Origin of the sequence: Nocardiopsis deserti (assembly GCF_008638355.1) — a bacterium.
Lineage (GTDB): Bacteria > Actinomycetota > Actinomycetes > Streptosporangiales > Streptosporangiaceae > Nocardiopsis > Nocardiopsis alborubida.
The window spans coordinates 533,857-555,562 of the sequence record NZ_ML703347.1 but is presented as its reverse complement, the minus strand read 5'-3'; the positions used below and the strand labels follow the sequence as shown (position 1 = coordinate 555,562).

General features: G+C 70.2%; 16 protein-coding genes. 3 read left to right on the top strand and 13 right to left on the bottom strand.

From position 1 onward, the window contains the following. The first annotated feature begins 145 nt into the window (after positions 1-145). Complete coding sequence (locus FYW99_RS02555) at positions 146-1,720, top strand: NCS1 family nucleobase:cation symporter-1 (protein ID WP_150249609.1); 1,575 nt, start codon at positions 146-148, stop codon at positions 1,718-1,720. A 29-nt stretch (positions 1,721-1,749) separates the two neighbouring features. Here FYW99_RS02555 and FYW99_RS31655 read toward each other — a convergent pair whose 3' ends face one another. The 7 genes from FYW99_RS31655 to FYW99_RS02525 form a co-directional block, all read right to left on the bottom strand. After that, a complete protein-coding gene (locus FYW99_RS31655; protein ID WP_190394516.1) occupies positions 1,750-1,887 on the bottom strand; it encodes a hypothetical protein in 138 nt (45 codons plus the stop codon). Positions 1,888-2,015: 128 nt separating this feature from the next. Next, entirely contained in the window at positions 2,016-3,026 is a 1,011-nt protein-coding gene (galE, locus tag FYW99_RS02550) for a UDP-glucose 4-epimerase GalE (protein ID WP_150249884.1), read from the bottom strand. 52 nt (positions 3,027-3,078) lie between these two features. Continuing rightward, on the bottom strand, positions 3,079-6,609 hold the full coding sequence (locus FYW99_RS02545) for a bifunctional glycosyltransferase/CDP-glycerol:glycerophosphate glycerophosphotransferase (RefSeq protein ID WP_150249606.1): 3,531 nt from the start codon (positions 6,607-6,609) through the stop codon (positions 3,079-3,081). A gap of 133 nt (positions 6,610-6,742) precedes the next feature. Next, complete coding sequence (locus FYW99_RS02540; RefSeq protein ID WP_223838666.1) at positions 6,743-8,791, bottom strand: acyltransferase family protein; 2,049 nt, start codon at positions 8,789-8,791, stop codon at positions 6,743-6,745. A gap of 641 nt (positions 8,792-9,432) precedes the next feature. Beyond that, positions 9,433-12,936, bottom strand: coding sequence for a bifunctional glycosyltransferase/CDP-glycerol:glycerophosphate glycerophosphotransferase (locus FYW99_RS02535; protein ID WP_150249600.1), 3,504 nt, complete (start codon positions 12,934-12,936; stop codon positions 9,433-9,435). A 305-nt stretch (positions 12,937-13,241) separates the two neighbouring features. After that, on the bottom strand, positions 13,242-14,006 hold the full coding sequence (locus FYW99_RS02530) for a crotonase/enoyl-CoA hydratase family protein (RefSeq protein WP_150249598.1): 765 nt from the start codon (positions 14,004-14,006) through the stop codon (positions 13,242-13,244). A 10-nt stretch (positions 14,007-14,016) separates the two neighbouring features. Beyond that, on the bottom strand, positions 14,017-14,790 hold the full coding sequence (locus tag FYW99_RS02525; protein ID WP_061079616.1) for an SDR family NAD(P)-dependent oxidoreductase: 774 nt from the start codon (positions 14,788-14,790) through the stop codon (positions 14,017-14,019). Between the two features lie 202 nt (positions 14,791-14,992). Between FYW99_RS02525 and FYW99_RS02520 the strand changes: the two genes are divergently transcribed. Next, a complete protein-coding gene (locus tag FYW99_RS02520; protein ID WP_150249881.1) occupies positions 14,993-15,586 on the top strand; it encodes a Uma2 family endonuclease in 594 nt (197 codons plus the stop codon). A gap of 73 nt (positions 15,587-15,659) precedes the next feature. On the opposite strand, the gene FYW99_RS02515 is transcribed toward FYW99_RS02520, so the two are convergent. From FYW99_RS02515 to FYW99_RS02490, 6 genes are all read right to left on the bottom strand, one after another. After that, positions 15,660-16,688 (bottom strand): ROK family glucokinase, encoded by a 1,029-nt coding sequence (locus tag FYW99_RS02515; protein WP_150249594.1) that lies wholly within the window; start codon positions 16,686-16,688, stop codon positions 15,660-15,662. 104 nt (positions 16,689-16,792) lie between these two features. Next, the gene (gene glmM, locus FYW99_RS02510) at positions 16,793-18,130 is read right to left on the bottom strand and encodes a phosphoglucosamine mutase (RefSeq protein ID WP_150249590.1); all 1,338 of its coding nucleotides are present in this window, start codon (positions 18,128-18,130) and stop codon (positions 16,793-16,795) included. A gap of 165 nt (positions 18,131-18,295) precedes the next feature. Continuing rightward, positions 18,296-18,805, bottom strand: coding sequence for a 30S ribosomal protein S9 (rpsI, locus tag FYW99_RS02505; protein WP_150249587.1), 510 nt, complete (start codon positions 18,803-18,805; stop codon positions 18,296-18,298). A 37-nt stretch (positions 18,806-18,842) separates the two neighbouring features. Further along, positions 18,843-19,292, bottom strand: coding sequence for a 50S ribosomal protein L13 (rplM, locus tag FYW99_RS02500; RefSeq protein ID WP_017567322.1), 450 nt, complete (start codon positions 19,290-19,292; stop codon positions 18,843-18,845). Positions 19,293-19,929: 637 nt separating this feature from the next. Continuing rightward, entirely contained in the window at positions 19,930-20,328 is a 399-nt protein-coding gene (locus FYW99_RS31650) for a hypothetical protein (RefSeq protein ID WP_190394514.1), read from the bottom strand. Positions 20,329-20,412: 84 nt separating this feature from the next. Next, on the bottom strand, positions 20,413-20,640 hold the full coding sequence (locus FYW99_RS02490) for a hypothetical protein (protein ID WP_150249584.1): 228 nt from the start codon (positions 20,638-20,640) through the stop codon (positions 20,413-20,415). 87 nt (positions 20,641-20,727) lie between these two features. Here FYW99_RS02490 and FYW99_RS02485 point away from each other — a divergent pair, with 87 nt between their 5' ends. Continuing rightward, positions 20,728-21,675: a hypothetical protein gene (locus FYW99_RS02485; RefSeq protein WP_150249581.1), complete on the top strand. Its 948-nt coding sequence runs from the start codon at positions 20,728-20,730 to the stop codon at positions 21,673-21,675. Positions 21,676-21,706 lie beyond the last annotated feature (31 nt).

The window sequence follows — 21,706 nt, the reverse complement described above, 5'->3', positions numbered from 1 at the left end:
CTGTGCGCCTTGTGACGTGCGAGGATATTCGGCGGCCCGGAACATCTCCGGACTTTTCGCCGCTCCCACGGGTCCCGCCCCCGGCGGGCCCGGCAGCGCTGCGTCCCCCGCCCCTCCCCGACCGCCCACCGAGACCAGGTGACCCGTGACCCACACCCCGACCCCGCCGGAACCCGCCACCGTCACCCATCCCGACGGCCGGGTCTCCCTGGCCGAGGGGGCCTCCCTGCCCGAGGGCCCCTACGTCAACGCCGACCTCCAGCCCGTCCCGATGTCCCGGCGCACCTGGGGCACCGGCAGCTTCGGCGCCCTGTGGGTGAGCATGTCGGTGAGCATCCCGGCCTGGACCCTGGCCAGCGGCCTGATCGCGGCGGGCCTGGACTGGCGCCAGGCCATGCTCGCCGTGGTCCTGGGCAACCTCGTCGTCCTGCTGCCCATGGTGCTGACCGGCCACGCGGGCGCCAGGTACGGCATCCCCTTCCCCGTGTTCGCGCGCGCCTCCTTCGGCCTGCGCGGCGCCAACCTGCCCGCGCTGCTGCGCGGCGCGGTCGCCTGCGGCTGGTACGGCATCCAGACCTGGGTCGGCGGCCAGGGAGTGTACGTCCTCGTCGGACGCCTGCTCGGCGACGGGTGGACGGGGGCGGCGGCGCTGGGCGGCCAGCCGTGGACGCTGTGGCTGTCCTTCGGCCTGTTCTGGGTCGCCCAGCTCGCGATCATCCTGTGGGGCATGGAGGGCGTGCGCCGGATCCAGGTGTGGGCCGCGCCGCTGATGATCCTCGGCGGCGTCGCGCTGCTGGCCTGGATGGCCGTGGAGGCCGGGGGCCTGGGCACGATGCTGTCCCTGGACTCCGGTGAGCCCTTGGACTGGGGGCCCTCCTTCTGGGCGCTGTTCTTCCCGTCGCTGATGGGCGTGATCGGCTACTGGGCGACCCTGACCCTCAACATCAGCGACTTCACCCGCTTCTCTTCCTCCCAGCGCGCCCAGGTGGTGGGCCAGTCGCTGGGCCTGCCCACCACGATGACGCTGTTCTCCCTGCTGGCCGTCATGGTCACGGCGGGCACCGCGGCCGTCTACGGCGAGCCCCTGTGGAACCCGATCGACGTCGTCGCGCGGATGGACAGCGGGATCGGCCTGCTCTTCGCGGTCTTCGTCGTGCTGCTGGCCACCGTCTCCACCAACATCGCGGCCAACCTGGTAGGCCCGGCCTACGACCTGTCCAACCTCAGGCCGCGGCTGATCAGCTTCCGTACCGGGGCGATCGTCACCTGCGTGCTCAGCGTGCTGATCATGCCGTGGCGGCTGCTGGAGAACGAAAGCGTCTACATCTTCACCTGGCTGGGCACGGTGGGCGGCCTCCTGGGCACCGTGGCGGGCATCCTGCTCGCCGACTACTGGCTGCTGCGCCGCACGCGGATGGACCTGCCCGCGCTGTACGAGCGCGGCTCGGAGTACTGGTACCGGCACGGATGGAACTGGCGCGCCCTGGTGGCCTTCGGCGTCGGCTCGCTGCTGGCCGTGGGAGGTTCGCACTCCCCCGAGGGCTCGGGGCCCTTCCCGACCGAGGGCCTGGTCCCGTTCCTCGCCCCGCTGGCGGACTACGGGTGGCTCGTGGGGCTCGTCAGCGGCCTGCTGCTGCACTGGGGCCTGGGTGTGCTCCTGCCCGACCGGAGCGCTGCGGAGCGAGCTTCGAGGAGGACGGAGAGGACCGCCGCCGACTGAGCGGGATCCCGGTGGCGGGTTCTCCGGGGTCAGTCCCGCCGGGTCCACTCCTCGTGGGTGGATCCGGCCGTCAGCGGGAGGCCGACGCCGAAGGCGCCCTCATCGTCGTAGAAGTGCTCTTCGCCTTCTTCGTAATCTTCGAGCTCTTCGTCCCAGTCGTGTTCCATGCCCGGTTTTGCCCTTCTTTTGGCATCGTCTCATCGACGCTTGGCGCTTCGAGAAGGTTGTCCCCGGCCGCAGGGCGCACTGGTGGCCCGGGAGCGCGGAGGGCGGTGCCGATCCGCGCTCCGCGGGGTCACCTGTAGCCGTCGGGGTTGGCCGACTGCCAGCGCCAGGCGTCGGCGCAGGCCTCGGCCACCGTGTGCTCGGCCCGCCAGCCCAGTTCGCGGTTGGCCAGCCCCGGGTCGGCGAAGCAGGTGGCGATGTCCCCGTCGCGGCGCGGCCCGACCCGGAAGGGGATGGCGCGACCGCAGGCCGCCTCGAAGGCGCGGATCGCCTCCATGACGGAGGTGCCCCTCCCCGTCCCCAGGTTGAAGGCCCTGAGCCCCTTCTGCGAGGCCAGGTGGTCGAGCGCCGCGACGTGTCCCCGGGCCAGGTCCACCACGTGCAGGTAGTCCCGGACCCCCGTCCCGTCCGCGGTGTCGTAGTCGTCTCCGAAGACCGTGAGCTCGGGCAGCCTCCCCGCGGCGACCTTGGAGATGTAGGGGAAGAGGTTGTTGGGGATGTCGTTGGGGTCCTCCCCGATCAGGCCGCTGGGGTGGGCGCCGACCGGGTTGAAGTACCGCAGCACGGTGATGCGCCAGTCGGCGGCGCTCACCGCGAGGTCCTCCAGGATCCTCTCGCCGAACAGCTTGGTCGCGCCGTAGGGGTTGGTCACCCGCAGCGCGCTGCCCTCGGCGATCGGCACCGTCTCCGGGTCGCCGTAGACGGTGGCCGAGGAGCTGAACACCAGGTCGCGCACTCCGACGCGGTCCATCGTCTCGGCGAGCGTGAGCAGGGCGTCCAGGTTGTTGCGGTAGTACCGCAGCGGCTGGCTGACGGACTCCCCCACCGCCTTGAGCCCGGCGAAGTGCACCACGGCCTCGATGCCGTGCTCCACCAGGAGGCGCTCGACGACGCCGTGCTCGGTGCAGTCGCCCCGCACGAACGGGATCTGCGCGCCGGTGATCTTCTCGACCCGGCGCACGGCCTCCTCGCTGCTGTTGACCAGGTTGTCCAGGACGACCACCCGGTGCCCGCGCGCGACCAGCTCGACCGCGGTGTGGGAGCCGATGTACCCGGCTCCTCCGGTCAGCAGAATCCGCACTCTACTCATCCCCTCCGGTGTGGAAGCACGTCCGCGCGTGCCTCAGCTCTGCTCAGCGCCTGCTCAGGAACAGGTCGACCGCCCTGGCGGCCGACTTCCCGTCCTCGTGCGGGCAGAAGAGCTCACGGAACGTCTCGTACTGCTTCTTGGACTTCTCCTGGTGGCCCTCCAGGTCGACCAGCGCCTCGACGATCTCGCCGGTGTCCCGCAGGATCGGCCCGGGACCGTACTCCTCCAGGTCGAAGGAGAGGCCGCGGGTGTGGTCCCGGTACTGCTCGTAGTCGTAGCCGTAGACGAGTATGGGACGGCCCGTCCCCGCGTAGTCGAACATCAGCGAGGAGTAGTCACTGATCAGGACGTCGGAGGCCAGGCACAGGTCGTTGACGTCCGGGTAGCTGGAGACGTCCTTGACGAACTCGTCCTCACGGGTCACGTGGTGCCTGTTGATCAGGTGGTGCAGTCGCAGCAGGACGACGTGGTCCTCGCCGAGCTTCTCGCGCATGCGCTCGATGTCCAGCCGCAGGTCGAACTGGTAGGTGCCGCTCGCCGTGTTGCCCTCGTCCCGCCAGGTGGGCGCGTACAGGACGACCCGCTTGTCCGGGGCGATGCCCAGGGCCTCACGGACCCGCTTCGCACGCTCATCGGCGTCGGGAGCGTGCAGGGCGTCGTTGCGCGGGTAGCCGATCTCAGCGACCTCTCCTTCGTAGGCCATGGCCCGCCGCATGATCGGCGTGGTGAAGGCGCTCTGCGAGAGCAGGACGTCCCACTTCTGCGCGTCATCGGCCAGTCTGCGCAGCCGCTCCTGCGCACGGTCGAAGGAGGCGTTGGAGACGTCCAGCCCCACCTTCTTCAGAGGACTTCCGTGCCAGGTCTGAAGGTAGACCTGGCCCTCGCGCTTGACATACCAGTGCTGGATACCGCAGTTGCTGACGATGAACCGGGCCTGGGCCAGCGCCTCCAGGTGCTCCGCGCTGCCGATCAGGACGGTACGGCCGCCGTCGGGGATGCGGAGACTGCCGTCATCGGTCGCCCAGACCAGCTCCATCTCCGTGTTCCGGGCCCGCAGCTCCTCGTAGACGGCCTTCGGGTTGCACGAGAACTGCTTGCCGAAGTAGCTCTCGAACAGCACCATGTCGCGCAGGGGCTCTTCGCGCAGTCGCGGGTAGAGCTCATCGCGCAGGCGGAGGCGTCCGAAGCCGCTGCCCTCCTCGCCGGTGAAGTCCGCCTGGACTCTGAGCGACATCTCGTAGAGGCGGCGCGGCAGGATCGTGAAGCGCTGTCGGTGATGGCGGTGGTCGTCGTGCTCCGTCCCGCCCAGATGACGGTTGAGCATGACAGGATTCTCGGTGCCGTCCTGGCGGTGCACGACCAGGTCCCACCTCCCGCGGGGGAGCCCCCGCTCCTCGCCCCAGGCGCTCGTCCTCCCCGGCTCGATCTTGACGGTGAAGGTGTTGTCGACCCAGGTGACGGGGAAGGAGTGCACCAGGTGGGACAGGCGTTTACGCAGCTGGAGGCTGGTCGGCCTCTCCTCCGGGTCGCCGTTGTAGTCCCCGATCATGTGCAGGGTGCCGGTGTCCGTCCACCTGTACCGCTGGATCACCATGCGGGGCAGGCGGTCGACCAGGAGCAGGGCACCGTGCTTGCTCCGGGTGACCACCAGCTCGCTGCGCCCCACCCGGACGCGGTGCTCCTCGAAGTCGGCGGAGACGACCAGGTTGAACTGCTCCGAGCGCTTGGCCTTGGGGACCACACGCAGCTCCCAGTCCAGCTCCTCGGACCACACGGACCCGGACTCGTCCTCCGACGTGTTCTCGTCCGTGCCGGGGAAGGAGACCAGGGTCTCCACGGGGACGGACGCGCCGAGGTACCTGCGCCCGTCCGCGTCCTCATGGAGCGTCATCGGGTAGGAGTGGCGCAACGAGCCCACGCGTCGGACGACCTCCAGGACCGGCTCGTCGATCGTGCCGCCGCGGGGAAGCTCGCACTCGACGTGCCAGTGGCCGTCCTCGATCCAGTCCCTGCGGTGCAGGGCGTACTTCTTCTCCACCCGGACCATGAAGCGTCCGCCCGCCTCGAAGGTCGGCAGGACCCGGGTGCTGTCTCCGACGAAGTAGGCTCCGGCGGGCCGGAGGACCCCGTCCTTCTTGGCCTCGCCGAGCGGCCCCTCGCGGGTGACTCCCTGGCCCTGGACCTGGACCGTGACCTCCCACGTGCCGCGGACCAGCATCCCGGCGACCCGGAGCCGACTCAGGTCGATCGTGGTCTCGAAGGCCGACCACTCCACGCTCCTGGACTGGCCGATGCGGTTGTTGGCGGTCGGGTCCGCGAACTGACGGACCGGGAGGGTCTTGGTCAGTCCGAGGCGTGTGTGTTTGAGGCGGAGGGTGATCCGGTTCGCCTCCTGGGAGGGAGCGCCGATGTGGTTGATGGCGGCGTAACCGCTCAGGTGGAGGCGGTCCGCGCGCCAGTACAGCTCGGTGACCACGGTGCGGAGGGTGAGCTCCTGGTCCAGCCGGTAGACGTCGTCGGGGATGCCGGTCTCGGGATCCTGGAAATAGGGGTAGTTCCCGTACCAGTGGCCGCCGTGCCGCACGGCCTCCCGCACGCCGCGGCCGTAGCCGATCACGGCCATGAGCTCTTCCATCCGGCCGTTGCGCAGCAGCCAGTACTGGAGCCGGCTCGAAGCGGGGAGCTCGTCCAGGATCCCGGGGTCGATCTTGTCCACGTAGGCGATGACCAGTTCCGCGAACTCCTGGCGGAACTCCTCGGTGACGAGGGGCAGGAGCCGCATGAAGATCCAGAAGTCGTCCACCAGCACGCGGCTGTCGTAGGCGCGGCGGAGCGCATGGTGACCGGCGCTGCCGAGCGACTGGCTGGCGCTGGTGACCGACAGGACGCGGGCCCGCATGTTGGCCGGGTCGGTCCGCTGCTGGGTGATGGAGGCGTTGCCGCCCTCCCTGGCCCGGTAGTGGTACACGGTGTGGCGCAGGATGTCCACGCTGCGCGCCTGGGCGTGCGCCGGCACGATGACCGGCACGTCCTCGTACCGGCCCGGGGGGAACTCGAAGCCCTCCGCCCGCCAGAAGGAGGTCCGGAACACCTTGTTACAGGCGATCCGGTCCCGGAGCAGGGCGTTCTCCTTGGACACGTGCGTCTTGAGCCGGGTGTTCCGGAAGAGTCCCTGGTGCATGTCCGAGGGGTAGGTCCCCCGACTGTTGAAGCGCACGACGTTACCGCTGGCGAAGTCCGAACCTGTCTTCTCCAGGGAGGAGACGAGCAGTTCGTAGGCGTTGACCGGCAGGACGTCGTCGCTGTCGAGGAAGGCCAGGTACTCGCCCCGGGCGTGGCGCGCACCGGTGTTCCGGGCGGGGCCCAGGCCCTGGTTCTCCTGCCGGACCACGCGGAAGCGCTCGTCCCTGGCCGCCCACCTCTCGGCGATGGCCAGGCTCTGGTCCGGAGATCCGTCGTCGACCATCACGACCTCGAGGTCCCCCAACGTCTGCCGCGCCACCGAGGCGAGGCACGCGTCGAAGTACTCCTCCACGTTGTAGAACGGGACAACGACACTGAGTTTGGGACTCATCCATCCACTCCATGAGTACGGCAGGAACGGCGAAGGGAAACGCGGTACGGCGGAACGCCCGGTCTCCGAGCCCTTCCATGTGAGTGCGGGTACGGGACGGTCCCGCGGCGACGGGCGTCCCGACCAGGCGTATCTACCATCCAGTAACTTCCAGGATCGCCGGTTCCAGGAGCCAGGACAGCGATCGGGAGAACGAGTACGTGAAATGGCTGTTGTCGTAGTAGGCCAGCTGGTTGCCGATGACGGACGCACAGGTTCCCTGCGGGCACAGCTGCTCCGTCAGGTCGATGGAGTGCACGTTGTCGGGCACACCGGCGAGGCTGTCGATGGGTGACTCCGCCGCAAGCCCGTAGCCGACCTCCGTCGCGCACTCCGACCCTCCGTGTTTGTCCACGCAGTCCGGGGCGATGAAGTCCAGTCGCGGGGTGTCGCGGACGGCGATCACCTCGATGCCCAGCTCGTCCATCTCCTGCCAGCGCTCCAGGTACCCGTCGGGCACGTACTCCTCGTCCGGGGCCGCCTGGGAGCGCGTACCGGTGGTGAAGACAGCGTCCGGACGCAGTTCGCGGAGCCGTTCCATCTGCTCGGTCTTCCACTCCTCGCACTCGGAGTAGACCGCGCCCTCGCGCATCTCGACGGCGGCGCTGAACTGGCAGACGTCCTTGGTGAAGGTGACCAGACGCCATCCCCGGGCCTCGGTCACCTCGCGCAGCCCCTCCATCCAGTGGATGGCGTGCGAACTGCCCACCAGCGCGATGGTCCGTTCCGCGTCCTCGGGGCCGAACTCGCAACTGACCATCTCGGTCTGCGGAATGCGTGCGTGGCACTCATAGATCCGGTCGAGGGAGAGGGCGCGCGCGTCGGCCGTGTCGGGGTAGACCGGCAGGTCCGGGAGCCGCCCGGCGGACTCCTCGTCCACGAGGACCCGTGCTCCCGGGTAGCTGTCCACGTCGGAGGCGAGGGTCTCACGGAGCTCACGGTCGTACTGGATGCGCATCTCCCACGCCCCCGCGGCGATCAGGACCGGCACGAGGAAGAGCGCGCCCACCGCGAGGGAGGCCCTGCGGCTGGGACGCAGTGCCGCCAGCCGGTCGGCGTTTCCCTCGACCAGTCGCTTGGTCGCGAAGGCCAGCACGAGGGAGGTGCCCAGGACGTAGAAGCCTCCGATCAGGCTGGGGCTGTTCCTCTCCGTGACCTCCAGGTAGAAGAGGAGCACCGGCCAGTGCCACAGGAAGAGCGCGTAGGAGAGGCTGCCGAAGTAGACCAGGGGGCGCCAGGTCAGGAAGCGGTCGGCCGCCACCGGGCTCCCCGTGGTCCCCGCCAGGATGACCAGGATGGCCGCGCCTGTGGGCCACAGGGCGACGAACCCGGGGAAGGAGAGGGAGGACGGGACCAGCAGCCCGCACAGGACCAGCGCGAACAGGCCGACCCAGCCGAAGACCACGCGCAGCGCGCGTGGCAGGCGGATCCGGGACACCGTCAGCGCCAGGACCCCGCCCAGGGCCAGTTCCCACACACGGGCGGCGCCGTCGAAGTAGGCCCAGGACGGGTCGGAGTGGGTGATGAACAGCGAGTAGGAGAACGAGGCGACGAAGACCGCCGCCACGGCGGCGATGGCGGCCTTGCGCACGCTCCACCCGATCCGGGGGGCGATCAGGCCGGCGGCGGCCAGGAGGGTGGGCCACACCAGGTAGAACTGCCCCTGGATGGCCAGCGACCAGAAGTGCTGGAGCGGGCTGGCCCCGTCGTGCTCCGCCAGGTAGTCGACCGCGCCGAAGGCCAGGTGCCAGTTCTGGTAGTACAGAGCGGACGCGAAGACGTCGGAGATGATGTCCGACCAGCGAGAACGCGGCATCCACAGGAAGGTCGCGACCAGCACACCGGCCATGACGACGGCGGCGGCCGGAAAGAGCCGCTTGATGAGCCTCGCCCAGAAGGCCCGGAAGGCCACGCCCGTCCCGCGCTCCATCGCGCGTACCAGCGATCCGGTGATGAGGAAGCCGGTGAGCAGCAGGAACACGTCGACGCCGCCGGAGACCGTCCCGAACCAGATGTGGTAGACGGCCACCAGCGACACTGCGACGGCACGCAGCCCTTCGATCTCGGGCCGGTACTCCCGTTTCGCCGTCGACCGGGAAGGGCTGGGAACAGGTGTCCCATGGCTCGCGTCGACGACGTTCACAGAAGGTGCAGACACAGAGAAGTCCACCACCTCGGGTCAGGAAAATTCGGAGGGGAACATGGCCAGACCGCAGCGCGAGACTTCTCGGAGCGGGGCGAGGGGTCCTGGCCGAGCCATCGAAGGCGTCGCCCTGGCCACAGCCAGGCTACGTGATGTTTCATCCCATTTTGCCGCCAGGTGAACACTGACTAACGCCCACACCGGCCCCCGCCCGCCGCGAACGCACACGACGGGAGCCGTCCGCACCGGGGGCCCGAGGCAGCGGTCACCGCGCCCCGACCCACCAGCGCGCCCACGCCCCGGGGGCCTGACACCGCACCGGACTCGGACTACACCAAGGTGACGGGGAATCCGCCGAACCCCGCGCCGGGGAGCCCTCGTGGCACCGGAGGCCGTCAACGGCGCCCTTCGAGACCGGGGGACACACGCCGGGTCCCGCTCACCGGCGGGGAACGGAACCGTTCCCCTTCCCGCGGCTGCAAGGGGAATCACACTCCGGTGGGAACGGAACGCGAAAGGGCCAGGAAAGAAGGAGGATTTCTGTTACGGGTTCGAGTTCGACACGTGACAGACGGAAGTGGCGCGCGTCACTTTTCCTGCCGGAGGGGTTCACACCCTCCCGCCTGTCGGCACGGAACCGTTCACAGGAGGTGGCTGAAGACCCGGTCGACGACTCGCGTGGCGGCCTTTCCGTCGTCCAGCGGACAGAACTGCTCGACGAAGGCCTCGTAGCGGTCCTTGTGCCGTTCCCTCACCTCGTCGGCCCCGCGAATCGCCTCGATCACCTCGTCCGAGGTGCGCAGCAGGGGGCCGGGAGCGGTCTCCTCGAAGTCGAAGTAGAAGCCGCGCAGGTGGTCCCGGTACTCCTCCAGGTCGTAGGTGAAGAACAGCATCGGACGGCCGGTGTTGGCGAAGTCGAACATCAGCGACGAGTAGTCCGTCACCAGGACGTCCGTCACCAGGAACAACTCCTGGACCTCCGGATACGCCGACACGTCGTAGACGAAGTCCTCACCCACCACCGGCACACGGTCGACGATGTTGGGGTGGCATCGCACCAACAGCACGTGGTCGTCGCCCAGTGCCTCGTGCATGCGGGCCAGGTCGAGTTGCAGGTCCAGCTTGTATTTGCCCGCCGAGTAGAACTTGTTGTCGCGCCAGGTCGGCGCGTAGAGCACGACACGCTTGCCTGCGGGAAGGCCCAACCGCTGACGCACCCTCTCCTTGACGGCCTCCCGCTCGGGGGCGTGGAAGAGGTCGTTGCGCGGGTAACCGGTCTCCAGGATCTCCCCCTCGTACCGGAACGCGCTGCGCAGGATCGGTGTGGCCCACGGGCTGGGAGAGATCAGGTAGTCCCACTGGTGGGTCTCCCGGAGCAGGCGCTCGTGGTAGTCGCGGTTACCGAACCGGACGTCCTCGATGTCGAAGCCGATGCGCTTGAGCATGGAACCGTGCCAGGTCTGCACCACCTTCTGCCCCGGGCGCTTGTCGAACCAGGTCGGCAGGTGGGCGTTGGAGACGATGTACTCCGAGCGGGCGAACGCCTCGAAGTACTCCCTGCTCGACACGTGGACCTCGCCCAGTCCTTCGGGCAGTCTGACCTGGCGGTCCTTGACCAGCCAGGACATCGGCGCCTCGACGCCCCGGCGCGCCAGTTCCTCGCAGATGCCCCGGGGGCTGTCGGAGTACTGCTTGCCCGAGTAGGCGTCGAAGAGCAGGCCCGGGGCCACGGGCTTCTTCCGGAAGGCCGGGTAGTTCTTCTCCCGCAGGAGCTGCTGCGCGTAGGATCCCTGCTCATCCGCGCGGAGGGCGCCGTTGACCCTCAGCCAGGGCCGGCCCTCGCTGTCCGCTTCCAGGCTGGCCGCCGGCCCGTCCTCGTCGAAGGTCGAGGGAAGCGACCGCAGCAGGGCGGCGTCCATCCCCATCAGGGCGTCGCGGTGATCGGTCCCGTCGTCGCGCCTCAGGAGGAACCTGTAGGCGCCAGAGGCCAGGGGGAGGGTCTGGCCGAAGAACGGCATGGCCGTGGGAGCGAAGCGGATGTGGAAGGTCGATCCCTCGAACCTCATCGGGAAGATCCGCTCGTCCATCCGCTCCTTGGCGGACAGCAGGAAGGAGAGACCCGCAGGGTCCTCCCCGTGGTACTCACCGGACAGAAGCAGTTCCCCGCCCTCCCAGCGCACCGACGTGATGACGGCGGACTGCCGCTCCACGCGAAGGCTGAGACGCTGGGAGAAGTCAGTGCTCACCAGGACGGCCAGTCCCGCGAAATCGTGACGCGCCGGTTCCACGCGTCGTGCGCTGGTGACGTCCTTGGTTCCTGACGGCGTCTCCAGCTCCACACGCCAGTCCTCGTGCTCGCGGGCCCCCGTCACGCCCACCCGCTCCGTGTAGCCCGCGACGAGTTCGTCGAGACGGACCCGCGCACGGAACGTGCGGCCCTCCGCGACGACGGGAACCGTGATCTCCGTGTCCCCGGGCTCCCTCCTGAACCGCAGCCCCAGGGGCTGCTCGACCGCGTCCTCGGGAAGTTCGCCGATGAGCACGACCTCGTCCCCCTGGAGTTCGTGACCGGTGAGGAGCACCGGTCCGCAGTCCACGGAGAGACGCAGCTCGTGGGCGTCGGGCCAGTGAGGACGGACCCACACGCCGGGGGCCACCTCCGCGGGGCCGACGCGCCGCACCTTGCTCTCACCGGGCTCCGCGAGCCGGGCGGTTCTGCGAAAGCCCCGGTTGAGCACCCCGATCTCGATGTACCACTCGGAGTCCTGCCACGTGTTGTCGGTCTGGAGTGACCGCGGGTCCACGGTGACCTCATACCCTCCCCAGTCCTTGCGGGAGGTGACCACGTCGGAGGCGAAGCGGAACTCGTTCGCCTGGTGCACGGAGACGGGGAGCCGCACCTTCTTCCCGGTACGTCCGTTGACCGCCCAGGCACTCAGGTGCTGCTGGATGCGCTTGTTGGGTCGGAGGAACTTGAGGCAGACCCTCCCCCGGACCACGAGCCTGCCGTCACGCCAGGTCGTCTCCTCGATCTTCTGGCGCAGTTCGAGTTCGGTGTCGAGTCGGTAGACCCGGCGGGGGATCCCCATCTCGGGATCATCCTTGAAGGGATAGTCACCGTAGAACCGGAGCCCGTGCCGCACGACCTTCGCCTGCCGTGCCTGGACACCCTTGCTGAAGGCGACGACCTGCTGGACCTGGGCTCCTCGGCGTTCCCCGATCAGGTGCCACTTGAGGCGTTCGATCGCGGGCATCCTACGGTGGGCACGTGGGTCGACCGTCTCGAGATAGGTCGCGGCCAGATCCAGGAACCGCTCCAGGAAGTCGTCGTCGGCCTGGTCGAGTACCTGGACGAAGGCGCGCAGATCCTGGCCGAGCGCGACCTGGTCCCACTTCCGCTTGTCCTCCGGCCTCTGGCTCCTCATGATGAAGTCGCTGACCGAGGTCACCGCCTGGAAGCGGTCCTCCAGGGCACGGGGACGGAACCGGTCCTGGGTGATGGAGCGGTCGTCGCTGGGCCTTTGCCGCCACAGGTAGACGGGCTCGGACAGAACGTCCACGGACCCCGCCAGGAAGTGGAGCGGAATCACCACGGCCTCGTCCTCGTAGAGGACACCGACGGGGAAGGACATTCCCTGCTTGTCCCAGAAGGACTTCCGCCACACCTTGTTGGTGGCGAGCCTGTCCACGAGAAGCCTGTCGTCCCGGGTGATGTGCGTCCCCGGCCGCGTGGTCAGGAAGATCTCCCTGTGCATGGGAGACTGCCAGACCCTCAACTCGTTGAGCAGGTGGACGTTCCCGCTGGAGAAGTCCGACCCTGTTCGGCGCAGGCTGCTGAGGTGGTAGCCGAAGGCATAGGACGGGATGACGTCGTCGCTGTCGACGAAGGCGAGGAACTCGCCTCTCGCGTGGCGGGCCCCGGTGTTGCGCGCCGCGCCAAGCCCCCCGTTCTCCTGTCTGATGAGCCTGAACCTCTGGTCCTGCTCCGCGAAGCGTGCGGCGATGTCGGAACTGCCGTCCTTGGAACCGTCGTCCACCATGACGACCTCGAAGTCGGTCCACGTCTGGACGCGCAGAGAACGCAGGCATTCGTCGAGGTATCTCTCAACGTTGTAGATGGGGACGACAACACTGAGTGCGACCACGGTTACTCCAAGGTTCCACGTATCCGGACACGCCCGTCTCACAGCGCAGGTTGTGGTGACGCGAACCCGTTACCGCTGGGTGAGTGATGGGGGATCAGGCTGTCTGCCTGCCAGTTCACAGATGCACAACAACTGACAAGTCATGACAAGGTGGGCAAAGTAAACCCTAGGCTAACCCATGGCTTCGGAATCCTGGACATCGCGGTGCCGACCGCCGCTCCTCCGCCGGAGACACCTGCGGCGGCCCTCCCCCCACGGGGAGGACCGCCGCACGGCGTCCGGGGCCTGCTCGCCCCGTCCGGGGTCTACTCGCCCCTCCACACGGGGGCTCGCTTCTCGGCGAAGGCCGCCGCGCCCTCCATCGCGTCCTGGCTGACGAACACCGGACCCGTCAGCTCGTTCTGCTTCTCCCACATCCGCTCGGTGGACCAGTCGCCGGAGGAGGTGATGACCTCCTTGGACACCCGCACCGCCAGCGGACCGTTGGCGGTGATGCGGGCCGCCAGCTCGCGGGCGCCCGTCAGGGCCCCGCCGCTGGCGGTGACCCGGTTGACCAGCCCGAGCTCGGCCAGGCGCGGGGCCTCGACGAAGTCGCCGGTCAGGGCGAACTCCATCGCGATGTTGCGCGGGATGCGGTGCTGGAGGCGCAGCAGGCCGCCCGCACCGGCGACCAGGCCGCGCTTGACCTCGGGGATGCCGAACCTGGCGTCCTCCGCGGCCACGACCAGGTCGCAGGCCAGCACGGCCTCGAACCCGCCCGCGAGGGCGTACCCCTCCACGGCGGCGATCAGCGGCTTGCGCGGCGGCCGCTCGGCGAAGCCGCCGAACCCGCGCCCCTCCACCAGCGGGACCTCGCCCCGCATGAAGGCCTTGAGGTCCATCCCGGCGCAGAAGGTGCCGCCCGCGCCGGTGATGATGCCGACGCTCAGGTCCCTTCGCGCGTCCAGGTCGTCGAGTGCCTCGGCGACGCGGGCGGCGACCGCGGCGTTGACCGCGTTCCTGGCCTGGGGCCGGTTGATGGTGATGACGGCGACGCCGTCCTCGGCGGTGTAGAGAACCTCGTCGGACACGGTGTCCCCCCTACTTCGGCGGCATGCGCAGCGCGCCGTCGATGCGGACGACCTCGCCGTTGACGTAGCTGATCTCCAGCAGGGCCCGGGCGAGCCTGCCGAACTCCTCGGCGGTGCCCAGGCGCTTGGGGAAGGGCACCGGCGCGGCCAGGCGCTGCTTGAACTCCTCGGCGCCCTCGCCCTCGCCGTAGATGGGCGTCTCCAGGATGCCGGGGGCGATCGTGTTGACCGTGATGCCGACGGCCGCGAGGTCGCGGGCGGCCGGAAGGGTCATGCCGATGACGCCGCCCTTGGAGGAGGAGTAGGCGATCTGGCCGATCTGACCCTCGATGCCCGCGAGGGAGGCGGTGTTGACGATGGAGCCGCGCTCGCCGTCCTCGTTGACCGGCTCCGTCTTCGCGATCTCTGCCGCGGCCAGGCGCAGCACGTTGAAGGTGCCGATGAGGTTGACCTGGATGACCTTCTGGTAGCTGTCCAGGTCGTGGGGGTTGCCGTGGCGGTCGACGGTGCGGGTCGCCCAGCCGATGCCCGCGCAGGACACGGCCACCCGGAAGGGCTTGCCGGTGTCGACGGCGGCCTGGACCGCGGCCTTGACCTGGTCCTCCTGGGAGACGTCGGTGCGCACGAAGACACCGCCGATCTCCTTGGCGACCGCCTCCCCGCGCTCGGCGTTGAGGTCGGCGACGACGACGGTCGCGCCCGCGGAGGCGAGCTCCCTTGCGGTGGCCTCGCCCAGGCCACTCGCGCCGCCCGAGACGAGGGCGGAGATTGCGTTGAGATCCATGGCGGCACTCTACAGAGGATGCGACCTCCGCACTAGAACCGGGTTCGGTTAATTGTGGGCAGCCCTTCCGAACAGGCCTTTCGTCCGAAATCCGAGGTTCTTCGCGGAACTTGCGCGCACCGTCGTCACGGAGCGCCACGGTCCTGTCATGGCGATGACGACCGCATTAACATGGGCTCAGGAATCGACCCCGGAGGCTTCGATGACCGCTGAGCCGCTCCCCGACTGGTTCATGCCCCCGCCCGGCGGCTGGACCGCCGACGACATGGACAACCTCCCCCCGGGAGCGCCCCGGATGGAACTCATCGACGGAGCCCTCGTCTTGCTTTCCCCCCAGACCCGATTCCACGCCAAGGTCATGATCCGCCTCGCGGCCCGTCTGGAGGAAGCGGCGCCTCCCAACGTCGACGTCCTCTCGGAAATGACCATGAAGCTCGGCAAGCGCCAACGCCCGGAGCCCGATCTCGTCGTCTACGAGTTCGAGGAGGGGGCCGAGGAGCACTTCGGCTGGTACCAGGCCACCCACGTCCCTCCCGAGGACGTACTCATCACTGTGGAGATCGTGTCCAAGGAGTCCCAGGACCGGGATCGCTCCACCAAGCCGCTCAAGTACGCGCAGGCGGGCATCCCGCATTTCTGGCGGATCGAGCACGAGGAGAACGGACCCGCCGTCTACGTCTATGAGTTGGACGGCACGAAGGAGCCCCGCTACATCCCTGTCACCGTCGCTCGGGAACGCCTCAAACTGGAACTCCCGTTCCCGATCGACATCGACGTGAGGGCGCTGTCCCGCTAGGTCCCGCGCAACGCGGCGCGCGGCCCGCTCCGGCCGCGTGCCGCCGCTCCCGTCCCGACCAGGGGCACAGGCCCTAACTCCTGCCGAAGCGCCCCAGGCGGCGCTGTCGGCGCCGCTGGTGCCACCGGGGCAGCCCCTCTCTGGCCAGGTCCGCGGCGCCGATGAGGCCCGCCTCGTTACCCAGCTCGGCCGCCGCCACCCGGGCCTCCGGGCGGTATCCGCGCCCGGTGAGGTTGCGTCCGAACGCCTCCCTCGCGGGCTCCAGCAGCAGCTCCCCCGCCTCGGACACGCCGCCGCCCACGATGAACAGCTCCGGGTCGAACGCCGCGGCCAGGTTGGCCAGGCCCGAGCCCAGCCATCCCCCCGCCTCCCGCATCAGCTCCACGCACGCGCGGTCGCCCTTGCGCGCCAGCTCGCTGACCAGCGGCCCGGTGATCTGGGCGGCGTCGCCGCCCACCGCCTGGTGCAGGGCCTCCGCCACCGGCGACTGCGAGGCCACCAGCTCCCGCGCCTCCCGGGTCAGCGCGTTGCCGCTGGCGTACTGCTCCCAGCAGCCCCGGTTCCCGCACTCGCAGCGGTGCCCGCCCGGCACCACCGTCATGTGCCCGAACTCCCCGGCCAGCCCGTACCGGCCCCGGTGCAGGCTCCCTTCGAGCACGACCGCGCCGCCGATGCCCGTGCCCAGGTTGACCACCACGACGTTGTCCACGCCCCGGCCCGCCCCGGCCCGCACCTCGGCCCAGGCGGAGGCGTTCGCGTCGTTCTCCACCACCACGGGCAGCCCCAGCCGCAGCGCGAGGGCGTCGCGCAGCGGCTCCCTGCGCCAGGACAGGTGCGGGGCGAACAGCACGTTGGCCCGCCGCTCGTCGACGAAACCGGCGGCGCCCACGCCCACGGCGCGCACCCGGAACTCCCGGCGCAGCTCGCGCACCACCGAGACGATCGTGTCCTCCACGACCGCCGGGCTCTTGCTGCGCTCGGGGGTCTCCGTGCGCAGCCGGGCCAGGATGCGCCCGCCGGGCGTCACCACACCGGCGGCCACCTTCGTCCCGCCGATGTCCACCCCGACCGTCAGGGCGTGCCCGTACCGCGTGTCCGCCACCGTGACCAACTCCACCGCCTCGGACCCGCACTCCGCGGGTCAGCCACACATGAGAACGCGCACCCGGCCGCCTCGGTGCCCGGGTGCGCGTGGAAGGGGCTCCTTCAGCCGAGCACGGAGCGCACCACGGCGGCGAGCCGCTCGGCCACCGCGGTGGCCTGCTCCTGCTCCGGCGCCTCGACCATGACCCTGACCTTGGGCTCGGTTCCACTCGGCCGGATCAGCACCCGGCCGGTCTCGCCCAGTTCCTCCTCGGCCGCGCGCACGGCCGCCGCGAGCTCCGCGGAGTCCTTGGCGCGGGCCTTGTCCACGTCGGGCACGTTGACGAGCACCTGCGGCAGGCGGGTCATCACCTTGGCCAGTTCCGCCAGGCCCTGCTCGCGGTGGGCCATCGCGGCCATGAGGTGCAGGCCGGTCAGGACACCGTCGCCGGTGGTGGCGTGCTCCAGCAGGATCACGTGCCCCGACTGCTCGCCGCCCAGGCCGAACCCGCCGCGCTTCATCTCCTCCAGCACGTAGCGGTCGCCCACCGCGGTCTCCGCCACGGTGATGCCCTCCCGCTCCATCGCCAGCTTCAGGCCCAGGTTGGACATGACCGTGACCACGAGCGTGTCCTGGGCGAGCTTGCCCGCGTCCTTGGCCTCGGTGGCCAGGATCGCCAGGATCTGGTCGCCGTCCACCACCCGGCCCTCGGCGTCCACGGCCAGGCAGCGGTCGGCGTCGCCGTCGTTGGCGATACCGGCGTCCGCGCCGTGCAGGCGGACCGCCTCCTGGAGCGTCTCCAGGTGGGTGGAGCCGCACCCCTCGTTGATGTTGTGGCCGTCCGGCTGGTCGCCGATCGCCACGACCTCCGCGCCCGCGCGGCGCAGCGCCTCGGGCGCGACCAGGGCGGAGGCGCCGTTGGCGCAGTCCACCACGACCTTGAGGCCCTTGAGGCTGTGGGGCACCGAGGCCAGCACGTGCTCGACGTAGCGCTCGGCACCGTCGTGGGCGTCGGTGACCCGGCCGACGAGGTCGCCCACGGCGGGGGTGGAGGGCACGCCGAGCATGCCCTCGATCTCCTCCTCCAGGGCGTCCTCCAGCTTCTGGCCGCCCCGCGCGAAGAACTTGATGCCGTTGTCGGGAGCCGGGTTGTGGCTGGCGGAGAGCATCACGCCGAAGTCGGCGCCGAGCGCGCCGGTCAGGTAGGCCACGGCCGGGGTGGGCAGCACGCCCACGCGCACCACGTCCACACCGGTGCTGGCCAGGCCCGCGACGACGGCGGCCTCGAGGAACTCGCCGGAGGCGCGCGGATCCCGGCCCACCACGGCCTTGGGCCGCGCCCCGTCGCCGCCGCGGGTCAGCACCCGCGCCGCCGCGACGGACAGCTCCAGCGCGAGGGCGGCGGTCAGGTCCCGACCGGCGACACCGCGTACACCATCTGTTCCGAACAGCCGAGCCACAGGAGGACAGCCCCTTTCGAAGACGGCGCCGAATCGCGGCGCCGGTGGAGTAGCGAGGGTGGCCCAGACAAGCCACCGGGAAAACCGAAGGCCCGTACGCCGCCCCCGGTGACGGGAACGACGTACGGGCCGAAGCTCAGCCGAGCGGTTGCCGGCGCATGAGCACTAGCGCTTGGAGAACTGGGGAGCCTTGCGCGCCTTCTTGAGACCGGCCTTCTTGCGCTCCACCTCACGGGAGTCGCGGGTCAGGAAACCGGCCTTCTTGAGGGTCGGGCGGTTGTTCTCCGGGTCCAGGGACGCCAGCGCACGGGCGATGCCGTGACGCAGGGCGCCGGCCTGGCCGCTGGTGCCGCCGCCGTCGAGACGGGCGAAGACGTCGTAGGCGCCGTCGAACCCGAGGGAGACGAACGGATCCTTGATGGTCTGCTGGTGGACCTTGTCCGGGAAGTACGCCTCAAGCGACTTGCCGTTGACCTTCCACTCGCCCGAGCCGGGCGTGATGCGGACGCGGGCGATGGCCTGCTTGCGACGGCCGGTGCCGGCGCTGGGGCCGGACGCGGTGGGGACGTAGGCGGCGGCGTTCTCGTCGGACTCGCTGGTGTACTCGGAGGGGAACTCCTCCGGGTTCTCCACGTACTCCTGCTCGACGTCTTCGATGCCGGTGGGCTCGACCACGGTTCTCCTCGTGCTCTCTGTAAAAGTCTGCGAACGCCTAGGCGGGCTGCTCGATCTTGGTGATTTCGAACGCAACCGGCTGCTGGGCCTGGTGCGGGTGCTCCGGACCGGCGTACACCTTGAGCTTCTTGGCCATCTGACGGCCCAGGGAGCCCTTGGGGAGCATGCCCTTGATGGCCTTCTCGATGGCCCGCTCGGGGTTCTTCTCCAGCAGGTCGGCGTAGGAGACGGAGCGCAGGCCGCCCGGGTAGCCGGAGTGCCGGTAGGCGCGCTTCTGCTCCAGCTTCTTGCCGGTCAGGGCGACCTTGTCGGCGTTCACGACGATCACGAAGTCGCCGGTGTCGATGTGGGGCGCGTAGTACGGCTTGTGCTTGCCCCGAAGCAGCGTGGCAACCTGGCTCGCCATACGCCCGAGCACGAGATCGGTAGCGTCGACAACGTGCCACTGACGCTGGACATCGTTTGGTTTGGGGCTGTATGTGCGCACGATCGTTTGCCTTCGCTCTTCAGTCGGCTGCCCCATCCCGTGCGGGGATGGGGGACTCGTATACACACCCGCGGTTGCGGGGGCGTCTGGCCGGATATCCCGTGCCATGTCACAGGACTCTCCGAATGGTGAGTGCGCAGACGATGGTGCGTGGATCGGCGCCCGGTGGTCGGGGCCCACGGCAACTCAACGCACAACGACGGAATATCCTACCTGGCCACCGCCGCGCAGGTCAAAGCCAGCGGCGGGGCGGACCGGCCGGACCGCGCTCGGCGGGGAAAACACCGGCACGGGGTCACATCCGTGACCTCTCCGTCTTTTATTATGCCCGTTGCCGGGAGTGCTTCGTCCTGTTCCCGCCCCCGCGTTGGTTACGCTTGCACCGAAAGGCCGGTCTGCTCCCGTGATGACGGGCACCGACGCGACCTTGGAGATGCCCGTCACGGTCGCCGGCACCACGGGAACCCGGAACGGACGGCACCGCGCGGCCCAGGCACACGTGCCGGTGGACCGCGGCCCAGTCCCACCCCCAGAGCCTTCGGAGACTCCCATCAGTACCCATCCGAACCAGCCACAGTACGGTCCCGACGGGCGACCCGTCGGACCGGAGGCCGGTGACGGCCAGGACCTGCTCGGGTCAGGGCCCTCCCACACCGAGGGCCAGCATCCCACATCGGGGCCACAGCAGACACATGCCGCGCCCCCGCCCGACCAGTATCCCCCGTACCCGCAGCACCACTCCTCCCCCGCGCAGCCCAGCGACCCCCAGACCCCGCCGTACGACCAGGTCGGCCCGCCGCAGGGCTACCCCGGCGGCGCCCGCCAGGACCTCCCTGGAGGCCAGAGCGGACCGAGCGGCACTCAGGCTCCGCCCCAGCCCCCGAACGGCCCGCAGAACCCGCGCTACGGCCAGGGCGGGCAGCCCCAGGGCGTGCCCGGCTTCCCCGGTGGCCCGGTGGCCGCGCCCACCGGCGGCCAGGCCCCCCTGCGTCCGGGGCAGCCGCCGCAGGGCACCGGCGGTCAGTTCCCACCGCACGGGGCCCCCACCGGAGGCCAGGCACCGATGCAGGCGCCCACAGGCGGGCGCCCCCCGCACCAGGCGCCCACGGGCGGCCACCCGTCACACCAGGGCCCCGGCCACCCCGGACACCAGGCACCCACCGGCGGCCACCCGGGCATGGGGCAGACTTCGGGCCCGCACGTGCCCCCCGGGCAGAACGCCGCCCCGGGCCAGCCCGGTCAGCCGGGGCAGCCCCTTCCTCCCGGGGCTCTCCCGCCCGGCGCCCCCGTGCCGCCGCACGCCCCCGGGCTCACCGGGCACCGGCCCGGACCCCAGGGCCCCGCCCACGGGCTTCCTCCCGGCGCGCAGGGCGTGCCGCAGGGCCGTCCCGGCGCCCCCGGGTACCCCGGAGCGCCCGTCGGCCCTCCCCCGGGCATGCCTCCCGGGTCGGCGCCCCCGAACGCCCAGCAGGCCTACCAGGCACCGCTCCAGCCCCCCGCCGCCGCACCCCCGGCGCCCGTCCGGGAGGAGCCCGTGTTCCCCCCGGACGCGATGGGCGCCACGCAGCACATCAGCGCCGTTCCCCCCTCTCCCGGCGGCCGCCCCCTGTTCCGGGACGAGGTCCCCGACGACGCCGGTGTGGACACCGCGCAGTTCGACGCCCAGGGGGTCAACGACTACGACGACTACGACGACTACGACCAGTACGGCGACGGCGACGGCGGTGCTGACGCGCGCGCCCGCAAGCGCCGGATCATGATGATCGCCGGTTTCGCCGTGCTGCTGGTCCTCGCGGGCGGCGGGACGTTCTTCCTCGCCACCAGCATGGGCTCGGGCGGCGCGAACGCCGCGACCGTCGCCGACGAGGCCGACGACCCGGGCGCGCTCGACGCGGAGGCCCTCTTCCCCGGGAGCATGGAGGTCGAGGGCCAGGGCACGTTCACCCGCGTGGCCTTCGAGGACACCGAGGACTGCGCCGCCGGGGCCCACGGCGACTACGGCCAGGTGCTCGCCGACAACGAGTGCCGCCAGATGGTGCGCGCCTCCTACCTCAGCGAGGACGAGGGCCACGCCGTGACCGTCGGCGTCGCCGCCATGCCCACCGGCGAGGAGGCGGCCACCGCGATGGAGGCCCAGGACCTCGTGGCCACGCAGTGGTTCGCCGGTCTGCCCGGCGAGGAGGGCAGCCCCGCCGAGCGCCTGGGCCACTCCGGCGGCCACGGCAGCAGCGGCCAGTGGGGCCGTTACCTGCTCTTCTCCCTGGCGGCCAACAGCGACGGCACCGAGGAGGGCGGCGGGAGCGAGTCCGCCACCGAGCTGCGCGCCATCAGCGAGGGCTTCCTCCAGGAGGCCCACACCAGCCTCAGCGACAACCGCGGCTGAGCGGTCGCGGACGACCGCGAGGGGCATCCGG

Bases quoted from the DNA above. Each gene is read 5' to 3' on its own strand.
- FYW99_RS31655 (WP_190394516.1), bottom strand. From the start codon at position 1,887: ATGGAACACGACTGGGACGAAGAGCTCGAAGATTACGAAGAAGGCGAA.
- FYW99_RS02545 (WP_150249606.1), bottom strand. From the start codon at position 6,609: ATGAGTCCCAAACTCAGTGTCGTTGTCCCGTTCTACAACGTGGAGGAG.
- FYW99_RS02525 (WP_061079616.1), bottom strand. From the start codon at position 14,790: ATGGATCTCAACGCAATCTCCGCCCTCGTCTCGGGCGGCGCGAGTGGC.
- FYW99_RS02520 (WP_150249881.1), top strand. From the start codon at position 14,993: ATGACCGCTGAGCCGCTCCCCGACTGGTTCATGCCCCCGCCCGGCGGC.
- FYW99_RS02485 (WP_150249581.1), top strand. From the start codon at position 20,728: ATGCCTCCCGGGTCGGCGCCCCCGAACGCCCAGCAGGCCTACCAGGCA.